This window comes from Pseudomonas sp. EggHat1 (assembly GCF_014892995.1).
Classification (GTDB): domain Bacteria; phylum Pseudomonadota; class Gammaproteobacteria; order Pseudomonadales; family Pseudomonadaceae; genus Aquipseudomonas; species Aquipseudomonas chaetocerotis.
The window spans coordinates 24,533-41,701 of the sequence record NZ_JACKQK010000017.1 but is presented as its reverse complement, the minus strand read 5'-3'; the positions used below and the strand labels follow the sequence as shown (position 1 = coordinate 41,701).

The 17,169-nt window shown below is 66.1% G+C and carries 16 protein-coding genes; 15 read left to right on the top strand and 1 reads right to left on the bottom strand.

The window, feature by feature from the left end:
• The first annotated feature begins 10 nt into the window (after positions 1-10).
• From kdpA to INS93_RS21585, 5 genes are all read left to right on the top strand, one after another.
• Positions 11-1,699 carry a potassium-transporting ATPase subunit KdpA gene (gene kdpA / locus INS93_RS21605; RefSeq protein WP_192985489.1) on the top strand — a complete coding sequence of 563 codons (1,689 nt, stop codon included), beginning with the start codon at positions 11-13 and terminating at the stop codon, positions 1,697-1,699.
• A 13-nt stretch (positions 1,700-1,712) separates the two neighbouring features.
• Positions 1,713-3,770: a potassium-transporting ATPase subunit KdpB gene (gene kdpB, locus INS93_RS21600; protein WP_192985488.1), complete on the top strand. Its 2,058-nt coding sequence runs from the start codon at positions 1,713-1,715 to the stop codon at positions 3,768-3,770.
• A gap of 173 nt (positions 3,771-3,943) precedes the next feature.
• Positions 3,944-4,501 carry a potassium-transporting ATPase subunit KdpC gene (gene kdpC / locus INS93_RS21595; RefSeq protein WP_192985487.1) on the top strand — a complete coding sequence of 186 codons (558 nt, stop codon included), beginning with the start codon at positions 3,944-3,946 and terminating at the stop codon, positions 4,499-4,501.
• Between the two features lie 10 nt (positions 4,502-4,511).
• Entirely contained in the window at positions 4,512-7,163 is a 2,652-nt protein-coding gene (locus INS93_RS21590) for a sensor histidine kinase (protein ID WP_192985486.1), read from the top strand.
• Entirely contained in the window at positions 7,163-7,855 is a 693-nt protein-coding gene (locus INS93_RS21585; RefSeq protein ID WP_192985485.1) for a response regulator, read from the top strand. Before INS93_RS21590 ends, INS93_RS21585 begins: the two co-directional genes overlap by 1 nt.
• Here INS93_RS21585 and INS93_RS21580 read toward each other — a convergent pair.
• Complete coding sequence (locus tag INS93_RS21580) at positions 7,852-8,307, bottom strand: GNAT family N-acetyltransferase (RefSeq protein WP_160018841.1); 456 nt, start codon at positions 8,305-8,307, stop codon at positions 7,852-7,854. The two genes, INS93_RS21585 and INS93_RS21580, sit on opposite strands and share 4 nt — an antisense overlap.
• Positions 8,308-8,424: 117 nt before the next feature.
• On the opposite strand from INS93_RS21580, the gene INS93_RS21575 reads away from it, so the two are divergent.
• From INS93_RS21575 to cysW, 10 genes are all read left to right on the top strand, one after another.
• A complete protein-coding gene (locus INS93_RS21575; protein ID WP_125836192.1) occupies positions 8,425-9,063 on the top strand; it encodes a peroxiredoxin in 639 nt (212 codons plus the stop codon).
• Positions 9,064-9,072: 9 nt separating this feature from the next.
• Positions 9,073-9,666 carry an NADPH-dependent FMN reductase gene (ssuE, locus tag INS93_RS21570; protein WP_160018843.1) on the top strand — a complete coding sequence of 198 codons (594 nt, stop codon included), beginning with the start codon at positions 9,073-9,075 and terminating at the stop codon, positions 9,664-9,666.
• Positions 9,667-9,742: 76 nt separating this feature from the next.
• The gene (locus tag INS93_RS21565; protein WP_192985484.1) at positions 9,743-10,723 is read left to right on the top strand and encodes a sulfonate ABC transporter substrate-binding protein; all 981 of its coding nucleotides are present in this window, start codon (positions 9,743-9,745) and stop codon (positions 10,721-10,723) included.
• Between the two features lie 60 nt (positions 10,724-10,783).
• Positions 10,784-11,932 (top strand): FMNH2-dependent alkanesulfonate monooxygenase, encoded by a 1,149-nt coding sequence (gene ssuD, locus INS93_RS21560; RefSeq protein WP_192985483.1) that lies wholly within the window; start codon positions 10,784-10,786, stop codon positions 11,930-11,932.
• A 222-nt stretch (positions 11,933-12,154) separates the two neighbouring features.
• Positions 12,155-12,949: an aliphatic sulfonate ABC transporter permease SsuC gene (gene ssuC / locus INS93_RS21555; RefSeq protein WP_192985482.1), complete on the top strand. Its 795-nt coding sequence runs from the start codon at positions 12,155-12,157 to the stop codon at positions 12,947-12,949.
• Entirely contained in the window at positions 12,946-13,746 is an 801-nt protein-coding gene (ssuB, locus tag INS93_RS21550) for an aliphatic sulfonates ABC transporter ATP-binding protein (RefSeq protein WP_192985481.1), read from the top strand. Before ssuC ends, ssuB begins: the two co-directional genes overlap by 4 nt.
• An 88-nt stretch (positions 13,747-13,834) precedes the next feature.
• Positions 13,835-14,050 carry a TOBE domain-containing protein gene (locus tag INS93_RS21545; RefSeq protein ID WP_003242436.1) on the top strand — a complete coding sequence of 72 codons (216 nt, stop codon included), beginning with the start codon at positions 13,835-13,837 and terminating at the stop codon, positions 14,048-14,050.
• Positions 14,051-14,319: 269 nt separating this feature from the next.
• A complete protein-coding gene (cysP, locus tag INS93_RS21540) occupies positions 14,320-15,336 on the top strand; it encodes a thiosulfate ABC transporter substrate-binding protein CysP (RefSeq protein WP_192985480.1) in 1,017 nt (338 codons plus the stop codon).
• A gap of 135 nt (positions 15,337-15,471) precedes the next feature.
• Positions 15,472-16,311, top strand: a complete 840-nt coding sequence (gene cysT, locus INS93_RS21535; protein ID WP_125836199.1) for a sulfate ABC transporter permease subunit CysT — start codon at positions 15,472-15,474, stop codon at positions 16,309-16,311.
• Positions 16,308-17,135, top strand: coding sequence for a sulfate ABC transporter permease subunit CysW (gene cysW, locus INS93_RS21530; RefSeq protein ID WP_192985479.1), 828 nt, complete (start codon positions 16,308-16,310; stop codon positions 17,133-17,135). Before cysT ends, cysW begins: the two co-directional genes overlap by 4 nt.
• The last annotated feature ends 34 nt before the right edge of the window (positions 17,136-17,169 follow it).

The window sequence follows — 17,169 nt, the reverse complement described above, 5'->3', positions numbered from 1 at the left end:
GGAGACGGCCATGCACGACTACGACTGGCTGCTGCTGGCGGCCTTCTTCCTGCTGGTGCTGGCGCCGGCACCTTTTCTCGGACGCTACTTCTACCGCGTGATGGAGGGCCAGCGCACCTGGCTCAGCCCAGTGCTGCAGCCGGTGGAGCGCCTGTGCTACCGCATGGCCGGCGTCGACCCGGAGCGTGAGCAAAGCTGGCGCGGTTACGCCCTGGCGCTGCTGGCCTTCACCCTGGTCTGCCTGCTGGTGCTGATGAGCATTCTGCTGTTGCAGGGCGCTCTGCCGCTCAACCCGCAGCAGCTCGCCGGACTGAGCCTGCCACTGGCGTTCAACACGGCGGTGAGCTTCGTCACCAACACCAACTGGCAGGCCTACAGCGGCGAGGCGCAGCTGAGCTATTTCAGCCAGATGCTCGGCCTCGGGGTGCAGAACTTCGTCAGCCCGGCGGTGGGTCTGGCGGTGTTGGTGGTGCTGTGCCGGGGCCTGGCGCGGCAGTCCAGCGACCGCCTGGGCAATTTCTGGGTCGACATCACCCGCGCCGTGCTCTACGGCCTGCTGCCGCTGTGCCTGGTGCTGGCGGTGCTGCTGGTGTGGCAGGGCGTGCCGCAAAACTTCAGCGACTACGTCTCGGCCACTACCCTGCAAGGCAGCGAGCAGACCCTGCCGATGGGGCCGGCGGCCAGCCAGATTGCGATCAAGCAACTGGGCACCAACGGCGGCGGCTTCTTCGGCGTCAACTCGGCGCATCCGTTCGAAAACCCCACGGCGCTGAGCAACCTGCTGGAGCTGGCGTCGATCCTGCTGATTCCGGCGGCGCTGGTGTTCACCTTTGGCCATTACGTGCGTGACCTGCGCCAGAGTCGGGCGATCCTGGCCAGCATGCTGGTGCTGTTCGTCATCGGCCTGGCTGTTTGCGCCTGGGCGGAGTTGCAGCCGAACCCGGCGCTGGCGGGGCTGCCCATCGAGCAGGTCGGCTCGCTGGAGGGCAAGGAGGCGCGCTTCGGCAGCTTCGCCTCGGCGCTCTGGGCGACCACCACCACGGCGGCGTCCAACGGTTCGGTGAACGCGATGCACGACAGCTTCAGCGCCCTGGGCGGGCTGGTGCCGCTGGTCAACATGCTGCTGGGCGAGATCATTTTCGGCGGCGTCGGCGCGGGCCTCTACGGCATGCTGCTGTTCGTGCTGATCGCGGTGTTCCTCGCCGGCCTGATGATCGGCCGCACGCCGGCCTACCTGGGCAAGAAGCTGGAGGCTCGCGAGGTGCGCCTGATGGTCGCCACGCTGCTGGTGATGCCGGTCGGCGTGCTGGTGTTCGGCGCCCTGGCGGTGAGTTTCGCCGGGCCTGCGACGTCCATCGGCAACCCCGGCCCGCATGGCTTCAGCCAGGCGCTGTATGCCTACGGCTCGGCCACCGGCAACAACGGCTCGGCTTTCGCCGGCTTCACCGCCGACACCCCCTACCACAACCTGATGCTCGGCCTGGCCATGCTGCTCGGGCGCTTCGGCTACATCCTGCCGGTGCTGGCGATTGCCGGCAGCCTGGCGGCCAAGCGCGCCGCGCCGCAGGGGCAGAACAGTTTTCCCACCCATGGGCCGCTGTTCGTCGTGCTGCTGACCTTGACCATCCTCCTGGTGGGTGGCCTGACCTTCATGCCGGCGCTGGCCCTGGGCCCGCTGGCCGAATACCTGGCGTTCTGAAGGAGAAACCGTGATGAATGCCCCCGTAACGGCGCAACGCAGCGTCAAATCGTCCAGCAGCCAGCCGCAGACCGGCCTCGGCGCGCTGTGGCGCCCGGCCCTCAAGCAGGCCTTCGTCAAGCTCGACCCGCGCCAACTGGTGCGCTCGCCAGTGATGCTGGTGGTGGAGCTGACAGCGCTGGTCACCAGCGTGCTGTGCTTGGTCCCCAACCCCGCAGTGAGCACCGCCCTGGGCGTGCAGATCGCCCTGTGGCTGTGGTTCACCGTGCTCTTCGCCAACTTCGCCGAAGCACTGGCCGAGGGCCGTGGCAAGGCCCGCGCCGACAGCCTCAAGTCCGGCAGCCAGGGGCTGATGGCGCGCAAGCAGGTCGGTGCGCAGTTCCAGTCCGTACCGGCCAGCAGCCTGCGCAAGGGCGATGTGGTGCGGGTCGAGGCCGGTGACCTGATCCCCGGTGACGGCGAGGTGATCGAAGGTGTGGCGGCGGTCAACGAGGCCGCCATCACCGGCGAATCCGCGCCGGTTATTCGCGAGTCCGGCGGCGACCGCTCGGCAGTGACGGGCAACACCCGGCTGGTGTCGGACTGGCTGCTGGTCAGAATCAGCGCCAACCCCGGCGAGTCCACCCTCGACCGCATGATTGCCCTGGTCGAAGGCGCGCGCCGGCAGAAGACGCCCAACGAAGTGGCGCTGGATATCCTGCTGATCGGCCTGACCCTGATCTTCCTGCTGGTGGTGGCCACGCTGCAGCCGTTCGCCCGTTTCGCCGACGGCGATCTGCCGCTGATCTACCTGGCGGCGCTGCTGGTGACGCTGATCCCGACCACCATCGGCGGCCTGCTCTCGGCCATCGGCATCGCCGGCATGGATCGCCTGGTGCGCCTGAACGTCATTGCCAAGTCCGGCCGCGCCGTGGAGGCCGCCGGCGACGTGCACACCCTGCTGCTGGACAAGACCGGCACCATCACCTTCGGCAACCGCCGTTGCAGCGCCATGCTCAAGGCTCCGGGTGTGTCCACGCTGGAACTGGCCGAGGCGGCGCTGCTGGCCTCGCAGGGCGACGACACGCCGGAGGGCAAGTCCATCGTCGAGTACCTGTCGGCGCTGCACACGATGGATGTGCCCGACCGCGCCAGCATGACGCTGATCGCTTTCAGCGCCGAGACGCGCCTGTCCGGTGCCGACGTGCGCGGTGTGGCTTATCGCAAGGGTGCGGTGGACGCCGTGCTGGCCTACCTCGACCTGGGGCGTGACGACTTGCCGGCGCCGCTGGCGCGCGAGGTGGAGAAGATCGCCCAGAGTGGTGGCACGCCGCTGCTGGTGGCCGGGAATGGGCGCCTGCTCGGCGCCATCCACCTCAAGGACGTGGTCAAGCCGGGCATCCGCGAGCGCTTCGCCGAGCTGCGCGCCATGGGCATCCGCACCGTCATGGTGACCGGCGACAACCCGCTGACCGCCGCCGCCATCGCCGCCGAGGCGGGTGTGGACGACGTGATCGCCGAGGCCACGCCGGAGAAGAAGCTGGCGCGCATCCGCGCCGAGCAGGCCGAAGGCAAGCTGGTGGCGATGTGCGGCGACGGTGCCAACGATGCCCCGGCGCTGGCCCAGGCCGACGTCGGCCTGGCCATGAACGACGGCACCCAGGCCGCGCGCGAGGCCGCCAACCTGGTCGATCTGGACAGCGACCCGACCAAGCTGATCGACGTGGTGCAGGTGGGCAAGGAACTGCTGGTGACGCGCGGCGCGCTAACCACCTTCTCGGTGGCCAACGACGTGGCCAAGTACTTCGCCATCCTCCCGGCGCTGTTCGCCGGCATCTACCCGCAGCTCGGCGCGCTCAACCTGATGCAGTTGCACAGCCCGCAGAGCGCGATCCTCTCGGCCATCGTATTCAACGCGCTGATCATCGTCGCGCTGATCCCGCTGGCGCTGCGCGGCGTGCGCATCCCCGCGCTGGATGCCGGCCAACTGTTGCGGCGCAACCTGTTGATCTACGGACTGGGCGGGCTCGTCGCGCCCTTCGTCGGCATCAAGCTGCTCGACCTGCTGTTGGTGGGGTTGGGCTGGGTTTAACAGTGTTGTTTCACTCGCACGCGGTCTGCCCCCTCTCCTATTCATGGGGGCACGCCCAGTGGAGAGGGCTGGGGAGAGGGTAGGGCAGGCCACTCGGTATTGCCGGACAGACCCTCTCGCTCAGCGACGTAGCCCGGATGCAATCCGGGGCCACACGAATCAGGAGATTCATCATGCTCGACCATATTCGCCCTGCCATCACCACACTGGCCTTCATGACCCTGCTGGTCGGGGTCGCCTATCCGTTGACCGTTACCGGCGTGGCACACCTGGCCTTCCCCGATCAGGCCGCCGGTAGCCTGGTGCATGACGACGCTGGCCAGGTGCGTGGCAGCCGCCTGATCGCCCAGGCCTTTGACGACGACCAGTGGTTCCACTCGCGCCCCTCGGCTGCGAACTTCGCCACCGTGGCTAGCGGCGCCAGCAACCTGTCGTCCGGCAACCCGAAGCTGTTTGCCCGAATCGAGCAGGCCAGCGCCGGCCTTGCTGGTGACACGCCAGTGCCGATGCAACTGGTCACTACCTCGGGCAGCGGCCTCGACCCGCACCTGTCACCTGAGGCCGCCACCTGGCAGGTGCCGCGCATTGCCCAGGCCCGTGGCATGGCAGAAGCTGAGTTGCTGCGCCTGGTCGAGGCGCACACCGAGCGCCCGTTGTTCGGCCCGGCGCTGGTCAATGTGCTGGCTCTGAACCTGGCGCTGGTCGACAATCCATCCACTTCTTCCCAGTGACGAGTGCTCGATGAACGACAGCCTGCGCGCCGAAGCGCTGCTCGCCGACCTGCCCCGCGAAGGCCGTGGCCGGCTCAAGGTGTTTCTCGGCGCGGCGCCGGGCGTGGGCAAGACCTACGCCATGCTCCAGGCCGCTCATGCGCAACTGCGCCAGGGCGTGTTGCTGCGCGCCGGGGTGGTGGAAAGCCACGGCCGCAGCGAGACCGAGGCGCTGCTGCTGGGGCTGCCACAGCAGCCACCGCTGCGCCTGCCGTATCGCGGTCTTGAACTCAGCGAGATGGACCTCGACGGTCTGCTCGCCGACCCGCCCAAGCTGGCGCTGGTCGATGAGCTGGCGCACAGCAACGCCCCCGGCAGCCGCCACGCCAAGCGCTGGCAGGACGTGCAGGAGCTGCTTGCAGCCGGCATCGACGTCTACACCACGGTCAACGTCCAGCACCTGGAAAGCCTCAACGACCGTGTCCGCGACATCACCGGTGTGCAGGTGCGCGAGACGGTGCCGGACTGGGTGCTGCAGGAGGCCGACGAGATCCAGCTGGTCGACCTGCCGCCGCGCGAGCTGCTCGAACGCCTGCGCGACGGCAAGGTGTACATGCCCGAGCAGGCGCGCGCGGCCATCGACGCCTTCTTCTCGCCGACCAACCTGACTGCGCTGCGCGAACTGGCCATGCAGACCGCCGCCGCGCGGGTCGATGCCGACCTCGACCAACGCTACCGCCAGCTCGGCCAGGCCGCGCCCAGCGTGCTCGGGCGCCTGCTGGTGGGCGTTGATGGCGATGGCGAGGCCGAGCGCCTGGTGCGCCACGCCTGCCGGGTGGCCGAGCGGCGTCATCTGCCTTGGTCGGTGGTGCACGTGGACGGCCGCCAGGCCATGGACGAGGACCAGCGCGGCCGTCTGCAAGCCGCGCTGCGCCTGGCCGAGCGTCTCGGTGGTGAGGTGGTGACGCTGCATGGCGACTCGGTGGCGCGCACGCTGCTCGACCATGCCCGCGAGCGCCGCGCCAGCCTGATCCTGGTCGGCAACAGTACGCGGCGCTTGCGTCGACGCTGGTTTGGTCGCGGCCTCGGCGAGCGCCTGCTGGCTGCCAGGGCGGGGCTGGAGGTGAGCGTGCTGGATGCGGCAGGTGGTCAGCCACGGGCTGGCCGGCGTCCACGACTCGCCGCGCGCTGGCGCGACTACCTGCTGGCCACGCTGGCTGCTGCCTGCGCCACGCTGATTTCCCTCGGTCTGGCGCGGGTGCTGGAGCTGCCGAACATCTCCCTGGTGTTTCTCGCCGCCGTGCTGCTGGTGGCGGTGCGCAGCAGCCTGGGGCCGGCGCTGGCGTGCTCGGGGCTGTCGTTCCTGGCCTACAACTTCCTGTTCATCCCGCCGACCCTGACCCTGCGCATCCAGCGTCAGGAAGACGTGCTGACCCTGCTGTTCTTCCTGCTCATGGCTGGGTTGACCGGCAACCTGGCCAGCCGCCAGCGGCGCCAGGTGCAGGCGCTGCGGCAGGCGCAGGGCGAAACCACGGCGCTGCTGGAGCTGTCGCGCAAGCTCACCGTCGCTGCCGACCGCCAGGCCGTGCTGGCCGTGGCTGAGCAGCAACTGGGTGGCTGGGCGGACATGCAGCTGACCCTGCTGTCGCGCAGCGCTGATGGGCAGTGGCGCCATGAGGGGGGGCTGCACGCCGAGTTGCCCGATGCCGAACGCGCCGCCGCCGACTGGGCCTGGCAGCACGAGCAACCTGCCGGCCTCGGCACCGACACCCTGCCCAGCAGTCGCTGGTGGTGGTGGCCGTTGTGTGGCGAGGAGGGGCCGCTGCTGCTGATCGGTTTGCAGAGCGCCGATGGCACGCCGCTGGCGGACGAGCGTCGGCGCCTGGTGGCTGCCCTTGCCCAGCCGCTGGCGCAGGCCCTGGCCCGTGCGCAGTTGGCCGAGGAGCTGGAAGCGGCGCGCCTGCACGGGCAGACCGAGGAACTGCGCAGCGCGTTGCTGGCTTCGGTGTCGCACGACCTGCGCACGCCGCTGACCGCCATGCGCGGCTCCATCGACAGTCTGCTGGCGTTGGGTGATGCGATCCCAGCTTCGGATCGCAACGAGCTGCTGGAGGGCACCCGCGACGAGGCCGAGCGCCTCGACCGCTACATCCAGAACCTGCTCGACATGACCCGCCTCGGCCATGGCGGGCTCAAACTGGCGCGCGACTGGGTGGCGCCCAGCGACATCGTCGCCAGCGCCCTGCAACGCCTGCGCGCGGTGCTCGCGCCGCTGCAGGTCGAATGCGTGTTGCCGCCGGAACCACCGCTGCTGTACGTGCACGCGGCGCTGATCGAGCAGGCACTGATCAACGTGCTGGAGAATGCCGCGCGCTTCTCGCCGCCCGGTGGCCGTCTGCGCGTGGCGCTGGAGTACGACGAACAGGCGCTGCGCTTCGTCGTCGCCGACCAGGGCCCTGGCATTCCCGAGGCGGAACGGGCGAAGATCTTCGACATGTTCTACACCGCAGCGCGGGGCGATCGCGGCGGCCAGGGTACGGGCCTGGGCCTGGCGATCTGCCAGGGTATGGTGGGTGCCCATGGCGGCCGCGTCACGGTCGGCGAGGGGCTCGACGGCCGTGGCGCCAGCCTGACCCTGCACCTGCCATTGACCGCGCAACCGCAAGCCGCCGAGGAAGACTGATGAGCCAAGGGCCGAACATTCTGCTGATCGACGACGAGGCGCAGATTCGCAAGTTCCTGCGCATCGCCCTCAGCGCCCAGGGCTATCGGGTGCTGGAGGCGGCGAACGGCGAAGACGGCCTGGCCCAGGCGGCACTGCACAACCCCGATCTCGTCGTGCTCGACCTCGGCCTGCCCGACCTCGACGGCCAGCAGGTACTGCACGGCCTGCGCGAATGGAGCCAGGTGCCGGTGCTGGTGCTCTCGGTGCGCGCCAGCGAGGGCGAGAAGGTGCTGGCGCTGGACGGCGGCGCCAACGACTACGTGACCAAGCCGTTCGGTATCCAGGAGTTCCTCGCCCGCGTTCGCGTGCTGCTGCGCCAGGGCCAGGGTCGCGAAGCGCTGCCGGCGAGCATCGTCTGTGGCGCGCTGAACATCGATCTGGCCTACCGCCGGGTCAGCCTCGACGACGCCGAAATCGCCCTGACGCCCAAGGAATATGCTGTGCTGGCGCTGCTCGCCCAGCACCTCGGCCGGGTCGTGACCCAGCAACAACTGCTGCGCGACATCTGGGGGCCCAGCCACGTCGGCGACAGCCACTACCTGCGCGTGGTGGTCGGCCACCTGCGGCAGAAGCTCGGCGACGACCCGGCCGCGCCGCGCTACCTGATCACCGAGGCGGGGGTGGGCTATCGCCTGCGCGAGCCCGCCTAAAGTACCAAGGCCAGGCGTAAACGATCTCGATGCTGCAGGCCATTCTCGAACAGCGGCTCGGGGTAGTGCTGCGGGAAATAATCCGGCTCCACCGCCACCACGCGAAAACCGGCGCGCTGGTAGAAGGTCAGCTGGTGACCGAAGGTGCCGGTGCCCAGCTCCAGGCGCTGCGCCCCGAGCTGCCTGGCCTGCTCGATGGCGTGGCGTAGCAGCAGGGCGCCAATGCCCTGGCCCTGGTGCTCGGGTGCCACGGCGATGTTCATCAGTTCCCAGGTGTCGGCCGTCAGGGCCTTGATCACGTAGACGCCGACAGTCGCTTCGCCCAGGCGTGCGACCACGCAATGACCCTCCTGCAGATAGCGGGCGATGACGCTGGGGCTGGGGTCGGCCTCCAGCAGCAGCGCTATCGGTACCTGTTCGCTGGGAACCTTGTGCAGGCTTGGGGTGGGCATGACGAACCTCCCTTGAATAACTTTTTGGTTATAAATAAATCATTATTTATTCTTTTTGTTTCGATTGGTTCCTGAGCATAGTGAGCACCACGCAAGCTACTGCCAAGGAGCACGATCATGAGCATCCGTCTGGGCGACATCGCCCCTGACTTCGAACAGGATTCCAGTGAAGGCCGCATTCGATTCCACGAGTGGCTGGGCGACAGCTGGGGCATCCTCTTCTCCCACCCGGCCGACTTCACGCCGGTGTGCACCACCGAACTGGGCTTTACCGCCAAGCTCAAGGACGAATTCGCCAAGCGCGGCGTCAAGGCCATCGCCCTGTCGGTCGACCCGGTGGATTCGCACATCAAATGGATCGATGACATCAACGAGACGCAGAACACGGTGGTCAACTTCCCGATCATCGCCGATGCCGACCGCAAGGTGTCCGACCTCTACGACCTGATCCACCCTAACGCCAACGACACCCTGACCGTGCGCTCGCTGTTCGTCATCGACCCGAACAAGAAGGTGCGCCTGACCATCACCTATCCGGCCAGCACCGGGCGCAACTTCAACGAGATCCTGCGCGTGGTTGATTCGCTGCAACTGACCGACAACTACAAGGTCGCCACGCCGGCCAACTGGCAGGACGGTGAAGAGGTGGTGATCGTGCCGTCGTTGAAGGACGAGGCCGAGATCGCCGAGCGCTTCCCGAGAGGCTATCGCGCAGTGAAGCCCTATCTGCGTCTGACGCCGCAGCCCAACCGTTAAGGAAACATCATGCACGTCGTATTGCTCTCCGGCAGCCCTGCGGCGCGCTCGCGCACTGAAGTGCTGCTGGACCATGTGCGCCAACGCCTCGAGGCGCAGCACGTGGAAGTGAGTTGGCTACGGGTGCGGGATTTTCCGGCCGAGGATCTGCTGCATGCCCGCTTCGACAGCCCGGCAGTGCAGCAGCTGCAGGCTGTGGTGGCCAGCGCCGATGGCCTGGTGGTCGGTACGCCGGTATACAAGGCATCGTTTACCGGTGCGCTGAAGGTGCTGCTGGACCTGCTGCCCGAACGTGCCCTGGCGCACAAGGTGGTACTGCCCCTGGCCAGTGGTGGCAGCCCGGCGCATCTGCTGGCTGTGGATTACGCGCTCAAGCCGGTGCTGGCCGCGCTGAAGGCGCAGGAAATGCTCTCCGGCGTGTTCGCCGTGGACAAGCAGATCGCCTACCCGGAAGGGGACAGGCCCGCGCAGATCGACGACGAGTTGCGCGAACGTCTCGATGAGGCTCTGGAACAACTGGGCGCAGCCCTGGCGCGACGGCCGAAGCCGATCGATCCGAACCTGCTCAACGACCGGCTGGTGAACGCCCGCTGGAGTATATGAACTACCCGTAACACCCCGCCTTACTCGCCCGCCAACGGGCAAGCAGGCCCACACTCAACTTGCAAAGGAGGTCGCCATGGGCGCCAACACTTTGCGTCGGAGTCTGGTCGCCCTGTTTGCCGCGGCCATTTCCTTCGGCGCCATCACTCAAGCACAGGCCGCTTCTGATAACGAAAGCGTCCTGCGTATCGGCTATCAGAAATACGGCACCCTGGTACTGCTAAAGGCCAAGGGCACCCTGGAAAAACGCCTGGCCGAGCAGGGCGTTGAGGTCAAGTGGACGGAGTTCCCGGGCGGCCCGCAACTGCTCGAAGGTCTCAACGTTGGTTCCGTGGATTTCGGTGTCACCGGTGAAACCCCGCCGGTGTTCGCTCAGGCGGCTGGCGCCGACCTGCTCTACGTCGCCCATGAGCCGCCGGCTCCGACTGGCGAGGCGATCCTCGTGCCGAAAGATTCGCCGATCAAATCGGTGGCCGAGCTCAAGGGCAAGAAGGTCGCCCTGAACAAGGGCTCCAACGTGCATTACCTGCTGGTGCGCGCGCTGGAAGACGCCGGCCTCAAGTACGGCGACATCACCCCGGTCTACCTGCCGCCGGCCGATGCCCGCGCCGCCTTCGAGCGTGGCAGCGTCGATGCCTGGGTGATCTGGGATCCGTTCCAGTCCGCCGCCGAGAAGCAATTGCAGGCCCGCACCCTGCGTGACGGTAGCGGTCTGGTGGATAACCACCAGTTCTACCTGGCGACCCGCACCTATGCCGAGAAAAACCCGCAGGTGGTCGGTGTGCTGGTCGAGGAAATCCGCGGCGTCGGCGAGTGGGTCAAGGGCAACCTCGACGAAGCCACCAGTCAGGTCGCGCCGCTGATCGGCCTGTCCCCGGAGATCACCCGCCAGGCCGTCGAGCGCCAGGGTTACGGCGCGCAGTTCATCAGCCCGGAGGTGGTCGAGGCACAGCAGAAGATCGCCGACACCTTCACCGAGCTGAAGCTGATCCCCAAGCAGCTGACCATCAAGGATGTGATCTGGAATCCGCCGGCCAAGGTCGCGCAGAACCAGTAGAACCCTCACCCCAGCCCCTCTCCCGGCGGGAGAGGGGAGCGAATCCAAGGAGACCACTCCATGAGCCTCAATATTTTCTGGTTCCTGCCTACCCATGGTGATGGCAAGTACCTGGGCACAGCCGAAGGCGCGCGCGCCGTCGATCACGGCTATCTGGCCCAGGTCGCCCAGGCGGCTGACCGCCTCGGTTATGGCGGCGTACTGATTCCCACCGGGCGTTCCTGCGAGGATTCCTGGCTGGTAGCCGCCTCGCTGATCCCGCTCACGCAGAATCTGAAGTTCCTCGTCGCCCTGCGCCCAGGGATCATTTCGCCCACCGTGGCTGCGCGCCAGGCGGCGACCCTGGATCGCCTGTCGAACGGCCGTGCGCTGTTCAATCTGGTGACCGGGGGCGACCCGGACGAGCTGGCCGGCGATGGCCTGCACCTGTCGCATGCCGAGCGCTATGAGGCTTCCGTCGAATTCACCCGTATCTGGCGCCGCGTACTGGAAGGCGAAACCGTCGACTACGACGGTAAGCACATCCAGGTGAAGGGCGCCAAACTGCTCTATCCGCCTATCCAGCAGCCGCGTCCGCCGCTGTATTTCGGCGGTTCCTCCGACGCAGCGCAGGACCTGGCCGCCGAACAGGTCGAGCTGTACCTGACCTGGGGCGAGCCACCGGCTGCGGTGGCCGAGAAGATCGCCCAGGTGCGTGAGAAGGCTGCCGCGCAGGGGCGCCAAGTGCGCTTCGGCATTCGTCTGCACGTGATCGTGCGCGAGACCAATGAAGAGGCCTGGGCGGCGGCAGATCGCCTGATCAGCCACCTGGACCAGGACACCATCGACCGCGCGCAGGCGTCGCTGGCACGTTTCGATTCGGTCGGCCAACAGCGCATGGCCGCCCTGCACGGCGGCAAGACCGACAATCTGGAAGTGTCGCCGAATCTCTGGGCCGGTGTCGGCCTGGTGCGCGGCGGCGCCGGCACCGCGCTGGTCGGTGATGGCCCGAGCGTAGCCGCGCGGGTCAAGGAATACGTCGCGCTGGGCATCGACACCTTCATCTTCTCCGGCTACCCGCACCTAGAAGAGTCGTACCGGGTCGCCGAGCTGCTGTTCCCGCATTTGGACGTAGCCCAGCCGCAGCGTCCGGAAAGTCGCGGTTATGTCAGCCCGTTCGGCGAAATGATCTCCAGCGACATCCTGCCGAAGGCGGCTTCGGCGAGTTGAGGGTGGTGCAGTCACTGGTTGCCCCGGATTGCATCCGGGCTACGGGTGAGTCGTAGGGTGCGCTGCGCGCACCGCGATGGACTGCGGTCTCATTGGTGCGCATGGCGCACCCTACGGATCGATGTTTCTCCGGCTCTCCCATTGATGGGGGAGAGGGGATTTGTAGCCCGGATGAAATCCGGGAGCACAGGTTCGAGTAAACAGAATTCTTCGAGGCAAAAAATGCGCAACACGACCCTTCACAAACTGGCCCTGCGCGCCGCGCCCTGGGCCTTGCCGCTGGGGCTGCTGGCCGCCTGGCAACTGGCGGTGGCCAGCGGCTGGCTGTCCAGTCGCATCCTGCCGGCGCCCAGCGCCGTGCTGGCTGCCGGCTGGGCGCTGCTGGCTTCCGGCGAAATCTGGCAGCATCTGGCGATCAGCGGCCAGCGCGCCGGGATCGGTTTCGCCATCGGCGGTGGCATCGGTCTGCTACTGGGCTTTATCACCGGCCTGTCGAAATGGGGCGAGCGCTTTCTCGATAGCTCGGTGCAGATGATCCGTAACGTACCGCACCTGGCGCTGATTCCGCTGGTGATCCTGTGGTTCGGTATCGACGAGGCGGCCAAGGTGTTCCTGGTCGCGCTCGGCACGCTGTTCCCGATCTACCTCAACACTTACCACGGCATCCGTAACGTCGACCCGGCGCTGGTTGAGATGGCGCGTAGCTATGGTTTGTCCGGTTTCGCCCTGTTCCGCCAGGTGATCCTGCCTGGCGCGCTGCCATCGATTCTGGTTGGCGTGCGTTTCGCCCTGGGTTTCATGTGGCTGACGCTGATCGTTGCCGAGACCATATCGGCCAGCGCTGGCATCGGCTACCTGGCGATGAACGCCCGCGAGTTCCTGCAGACCGACGTGGTGGTGCTGGCGATTCTGCTCTACGCGGTGCTCGGCAAGCTGGCCGACGTCGCCGCTCGTGGTCTCGAGCGTATCTGGCTGCGCTGGCATCCGGCCTACCAGGCCAAGGCAGGTGGCCAATGACTGCACTGCACAGCATTCGTCAGGGCATTCCGCTGGCGATCGAGAAGATCGAGAAAGCCTTCGGCGAGCGTCAGGTGCTCAAGGGCATCGACCTGCATATACCCGCCGGCCAGTTCGTCGCCGTGGTCGGTCGCAGTGGCTGCGGCAAGAGCACCTTGCTGCGCCTGCTGGCCGGGCTGGATCAGCCTAGCGGCGGTCAGCTGCTGGCCGGCAGTGGCTCGCTCAATGCGGTGCGCGAAGACATTCGCCTGATGTTCCAGGACTCGCGTCTGCTGCCCTGGAAGCGGGTGATCGATAACGTCGGCCTCGGTCTTGCCGGCAACTGGCGCAAGCAGGCCGAGGAAGCCCTGGCGGCGGTTGGTCTGGCGGATCGTAGCCATGAGTGGCCGGCAGCGCTGTCCGGCGGGCAGAAGCAGCGTGTGGCGCTGGCCCGCGCGCTGATCCACCGCCCACGTTTGTTGCTGCTCGACGAGCCACTGGGCGCGCTGGATGCGCTGACCCGCATCGAGATGCAGCAACTGATCGAGCGCCTGTGGCAGCAGCATGGCTTCACTGTGCTGCTGGTGACCCACGACGTCGCCGAAGCGGTCGCTGTCGCGGACCGGGTGATCCTCATCGAGGACGGCCAGATCGGCCTCGACCTCGATGTGCAGCTGGTACGCCCGCGTCCGCATGGCTCGCCACTGCTGGCAGCACTGGAAGCGCGCGTGCTCGACCGGGTGCTGGCGCAGCCTGAATTACCCATACCACCGGAACCCGTATCACCCCTGCCCACGCAATTGCGTTGGGCGCTTTGACGCCGTAGCCCGGATGCAATCCGGGAGCGGTTGCAAGATTCCCCGGATTTCATCCGGGCTACATCAGTGGACCATCAGGAGAAACACCATGACCATCAAAGCCATCAACGTGCGTAACCAGTTCAAGGGCAGCATCAAGGAGATCGTCATCGGCGATGTGCTGTCGGAAATCGACGTGCAGACCGCCGCCGGCATCGTCACCTCTGTGATCACCACCCGTTCCGTGCGCGAGCTGGAACTGCAGGTGGGCAGTGAAGTGATCGCTTTCGTCAAATCCACCGAAGTGTCCATCGCCAAACTCTGATCGGCGGATGATGGCTCCCTCGCTCCAGCGTGGGAGCCCAAGCCTGGGCACTTTGCGCCCGCTTGCGCTGGTGCTGCACCAGCATCTGACGCGGAGCGTCTCTGGATGCATTCCCACGCGGAGCGTGAGAAACGATCAATTTCGAAAGCAAAGCAAGCTTGGTTATAAGAGGCAAATAAAAAGATATTTTTCAGCTATATGATTTTTCTGCAGAATCGCGCCATCAAATAGCCTGCGTGCAGGCTCCTCTCTCGATAAGGACGCCTTAGATGCTGAAGAAGATCGTTCTGGCCACCGTGGCCAGCGCCACCCTGCTGACGGGCTCACTGAGCCATGCTGCCGCCGATACGCCATTCCATAACGCCTCCTACGACATCGCCCGTGAGCTGTTCGGCGAGATCAATCCGCTGTTCGTCGAGCACTGGAAGCAGCAGAGCGGCAAGGAAGTGAAGATCATCCAGTCCTTCGCCGGCACTTCGCGCCAGGCGCAGGACATCATTCAGGGCAAGAAGGTCGACGTGGTCACCTTCAACCAGGTGACCGATGTGGACATCCTGGCCAAGCGCAAACTGCTGCGTGAGGACTGGGCTCAGCAGTTCCCCAACAACAGCTCGCCGTACTACAGCACCACTGCCTTCCTGGTGCGCGAAGGCAACCCGAAGAACATCAAGAGCTGGGATGACCTGATTCGCGATGACGTGAAGCTGGTATTCCCCAACCCCAAGACGTCCGGCAACGCCCGTTACAGCTACCTGGGCGCCTGGCTGTTCGCCAACGAGAAATTCAACGGCGACCAGGAGAAGGTCAAGGCCTTCGTCGGCAAGCTGCTGAAGAACGTCGAGAACTTCCCCACCGGCGGCCGTGGCGCCACCGTGGCCTTCGCCCAGAACGGCCAGGGCGACGTGCTGCTGACCTTCGAGTCGGAAGTGATCAACATCGCCAAGGGCGACGAGTTCAAGTCCGCCAACCTGGCAATCGTGGTCCCGGAGGTCAGCGTACTGGCTGAGTTCCCGGTGGCCATCGTCGACAAGGTGGCCGACGAGCGCGGCACCCGCGAGCAGGCCAAGGCCTTCCTGGACTTCCAGTACAGCAAGGACATCCAGCAACTGCTGACTCGCTACAACTACCGTGTGCACAACCCGGAAGTGGTCGAGGCGACCAAGGCGCAGTTCGCTCCGGTACGCCTGATCAACCCGACCGAGGTGCTCGGCACCTGGGACGAGATCACCGCCAAGCATTTCGACAACGGTGGTATCCTCGACCAGCTTCTCGCGACCGGGCGCTGAGCGCGCCGGTCTGGCGTAGGGCGGGTGTAACCCGCCAGCCATGAGTGGCGGGTTGCACCCGCCCTACGCGAGCATCGTAATGGTCCGTTGGCCGCCTTCTTGGCGGCCAACTGCATTTGTAGAGCCGAGCTTTTCGTGAGTAAACCGACGCTGTTCTTCCTGCAGACCCCGCTGTTGCCCGGCTTCGGCCTGAGCTTCGGCGTCAGTGTGCTGTACCTCTCGCTGGTGATCCTGCTGCCGTTGTCGGCGCTGCTGCTGTACGTCAGTGACATGACCTGGGGTCAGTACTGGTTCGCCATCAGCGATCCGCGCGTGGTGCAGACCTACAAGGTGACCATTTCAGCGGCCTTCTACTCGACCCTGGCGGTGCTGGTGCTCGGCCTGCTGCTGGCCTGGATCATCACCCGTTACGACTTCCCCGGCCGGCGAATCGTCGACGCGCTGATCGACTTGCCCTTCGCCCTGCCGACCTCGGTAGCCGGCCTGACCCTGGCCGCGCTGCTGGTGCCCAATGGCTGGATCGGCCAGTGGCTGGGTTTCAAGGTGGCCTATGCCTATGCCGGTATCGTGGTGGCCATGGTATTCACCAGCATTCCCTTCGTGGTGCGCACCGTACAGCCGGTGCTGCAGGACCTGGGGTCGGAATACGAAGAGGCCGCGCGCACCCTCGGTGCCAGCCGCGTGCAGACCTTCCGCAAGGTGATCCTGCCGACGCTGGCCCCTGCGCTGGTCACCGGTGGTTCGCAGGCGTTCATTCGCAGCCTCGGCGAGTTCGGCGCGGTGATCATGATCGCCGGCAACATTCCCTATCAGACGGAGGTCAGCTCGCTGATGATTTTCGTCCGTCTGCAGGAATTCAATTACCCGGCGGCGGCAGCCATCGCTTCTGTGATTCTGCTCGCCTCGCTGACTCTTCTGTTCCTCCTGCAGGTCGTGCAGGGGCGTCTGTTCGCATGGCAACGGCAAGGTCGATGAAAAAACCTCAGGATTGGCGCCAGTTGGCGCTGGTAACCCTCGGTCTGTTGGTGGTGGCGCTGATTCTGCTGGTGCCACTGGCATTGATCTTCAGCAAGGCGCTGGCCGGTGGGCTTGAGCTGCTGTGGAGCAATCTGAACGAAGACTACATGCTCCACGCCATTGGCCTGACCCTGTTGGTGGCAGCGATCACCGTGCCGCTGAACCTGTGCTTTGGCATCTGCCTGGCCTGGTGCGTGACCCATTACGACTTCCGTGGTCGCAAGCTGCTGACCACGCTGATCGACATCCCTTACGCGGTATCGCCAGTGGTCGCTGGTCTTTGTTACCTGGTGGTGTATGGCCTGGAAAGCTTCATCGGCCGCTGGTTCTACGATAACGGCATGCAGCTGATGTTCGCCTGGCCGGGCATCGTCATGGTCACCGTGTTCGTCACTGCGCCTTACGTGGCGCGCATCCTGATTCCGGTGATGCAGACCCAGGGTCAGGACGAGGAAACCGCCGCCATGTGCCTGGGGGCCAGCGGCTGGCAGATCTTCCGCCGCATCAGCCTGCCGAAGATCAAGTGGGCGCTGCTGTATGGCGTGGTGGTGACCAATGCCCGCGCGGTCGGTGAGTTCGGCGCGGTGTCGGTGGTGTCCGGCACCATCATCAACCAGACCCTGACCCTGCCGCTTCTGGTCGACCAGCTCAACAACGACTACAAGCCCGCGGCCGCCTTCACCGCTGCCGGCCTGCTGGCGTGCATGGCGCTGCTTACGCTGTTCCTGAAAACCTTCATGGAGTGGCGCCAGCGCCGCCTGATGCAGCGCGCCGAGGCGTGATCGCCGTTATGCAGGAGTCCGCTTGCGGGCGCTC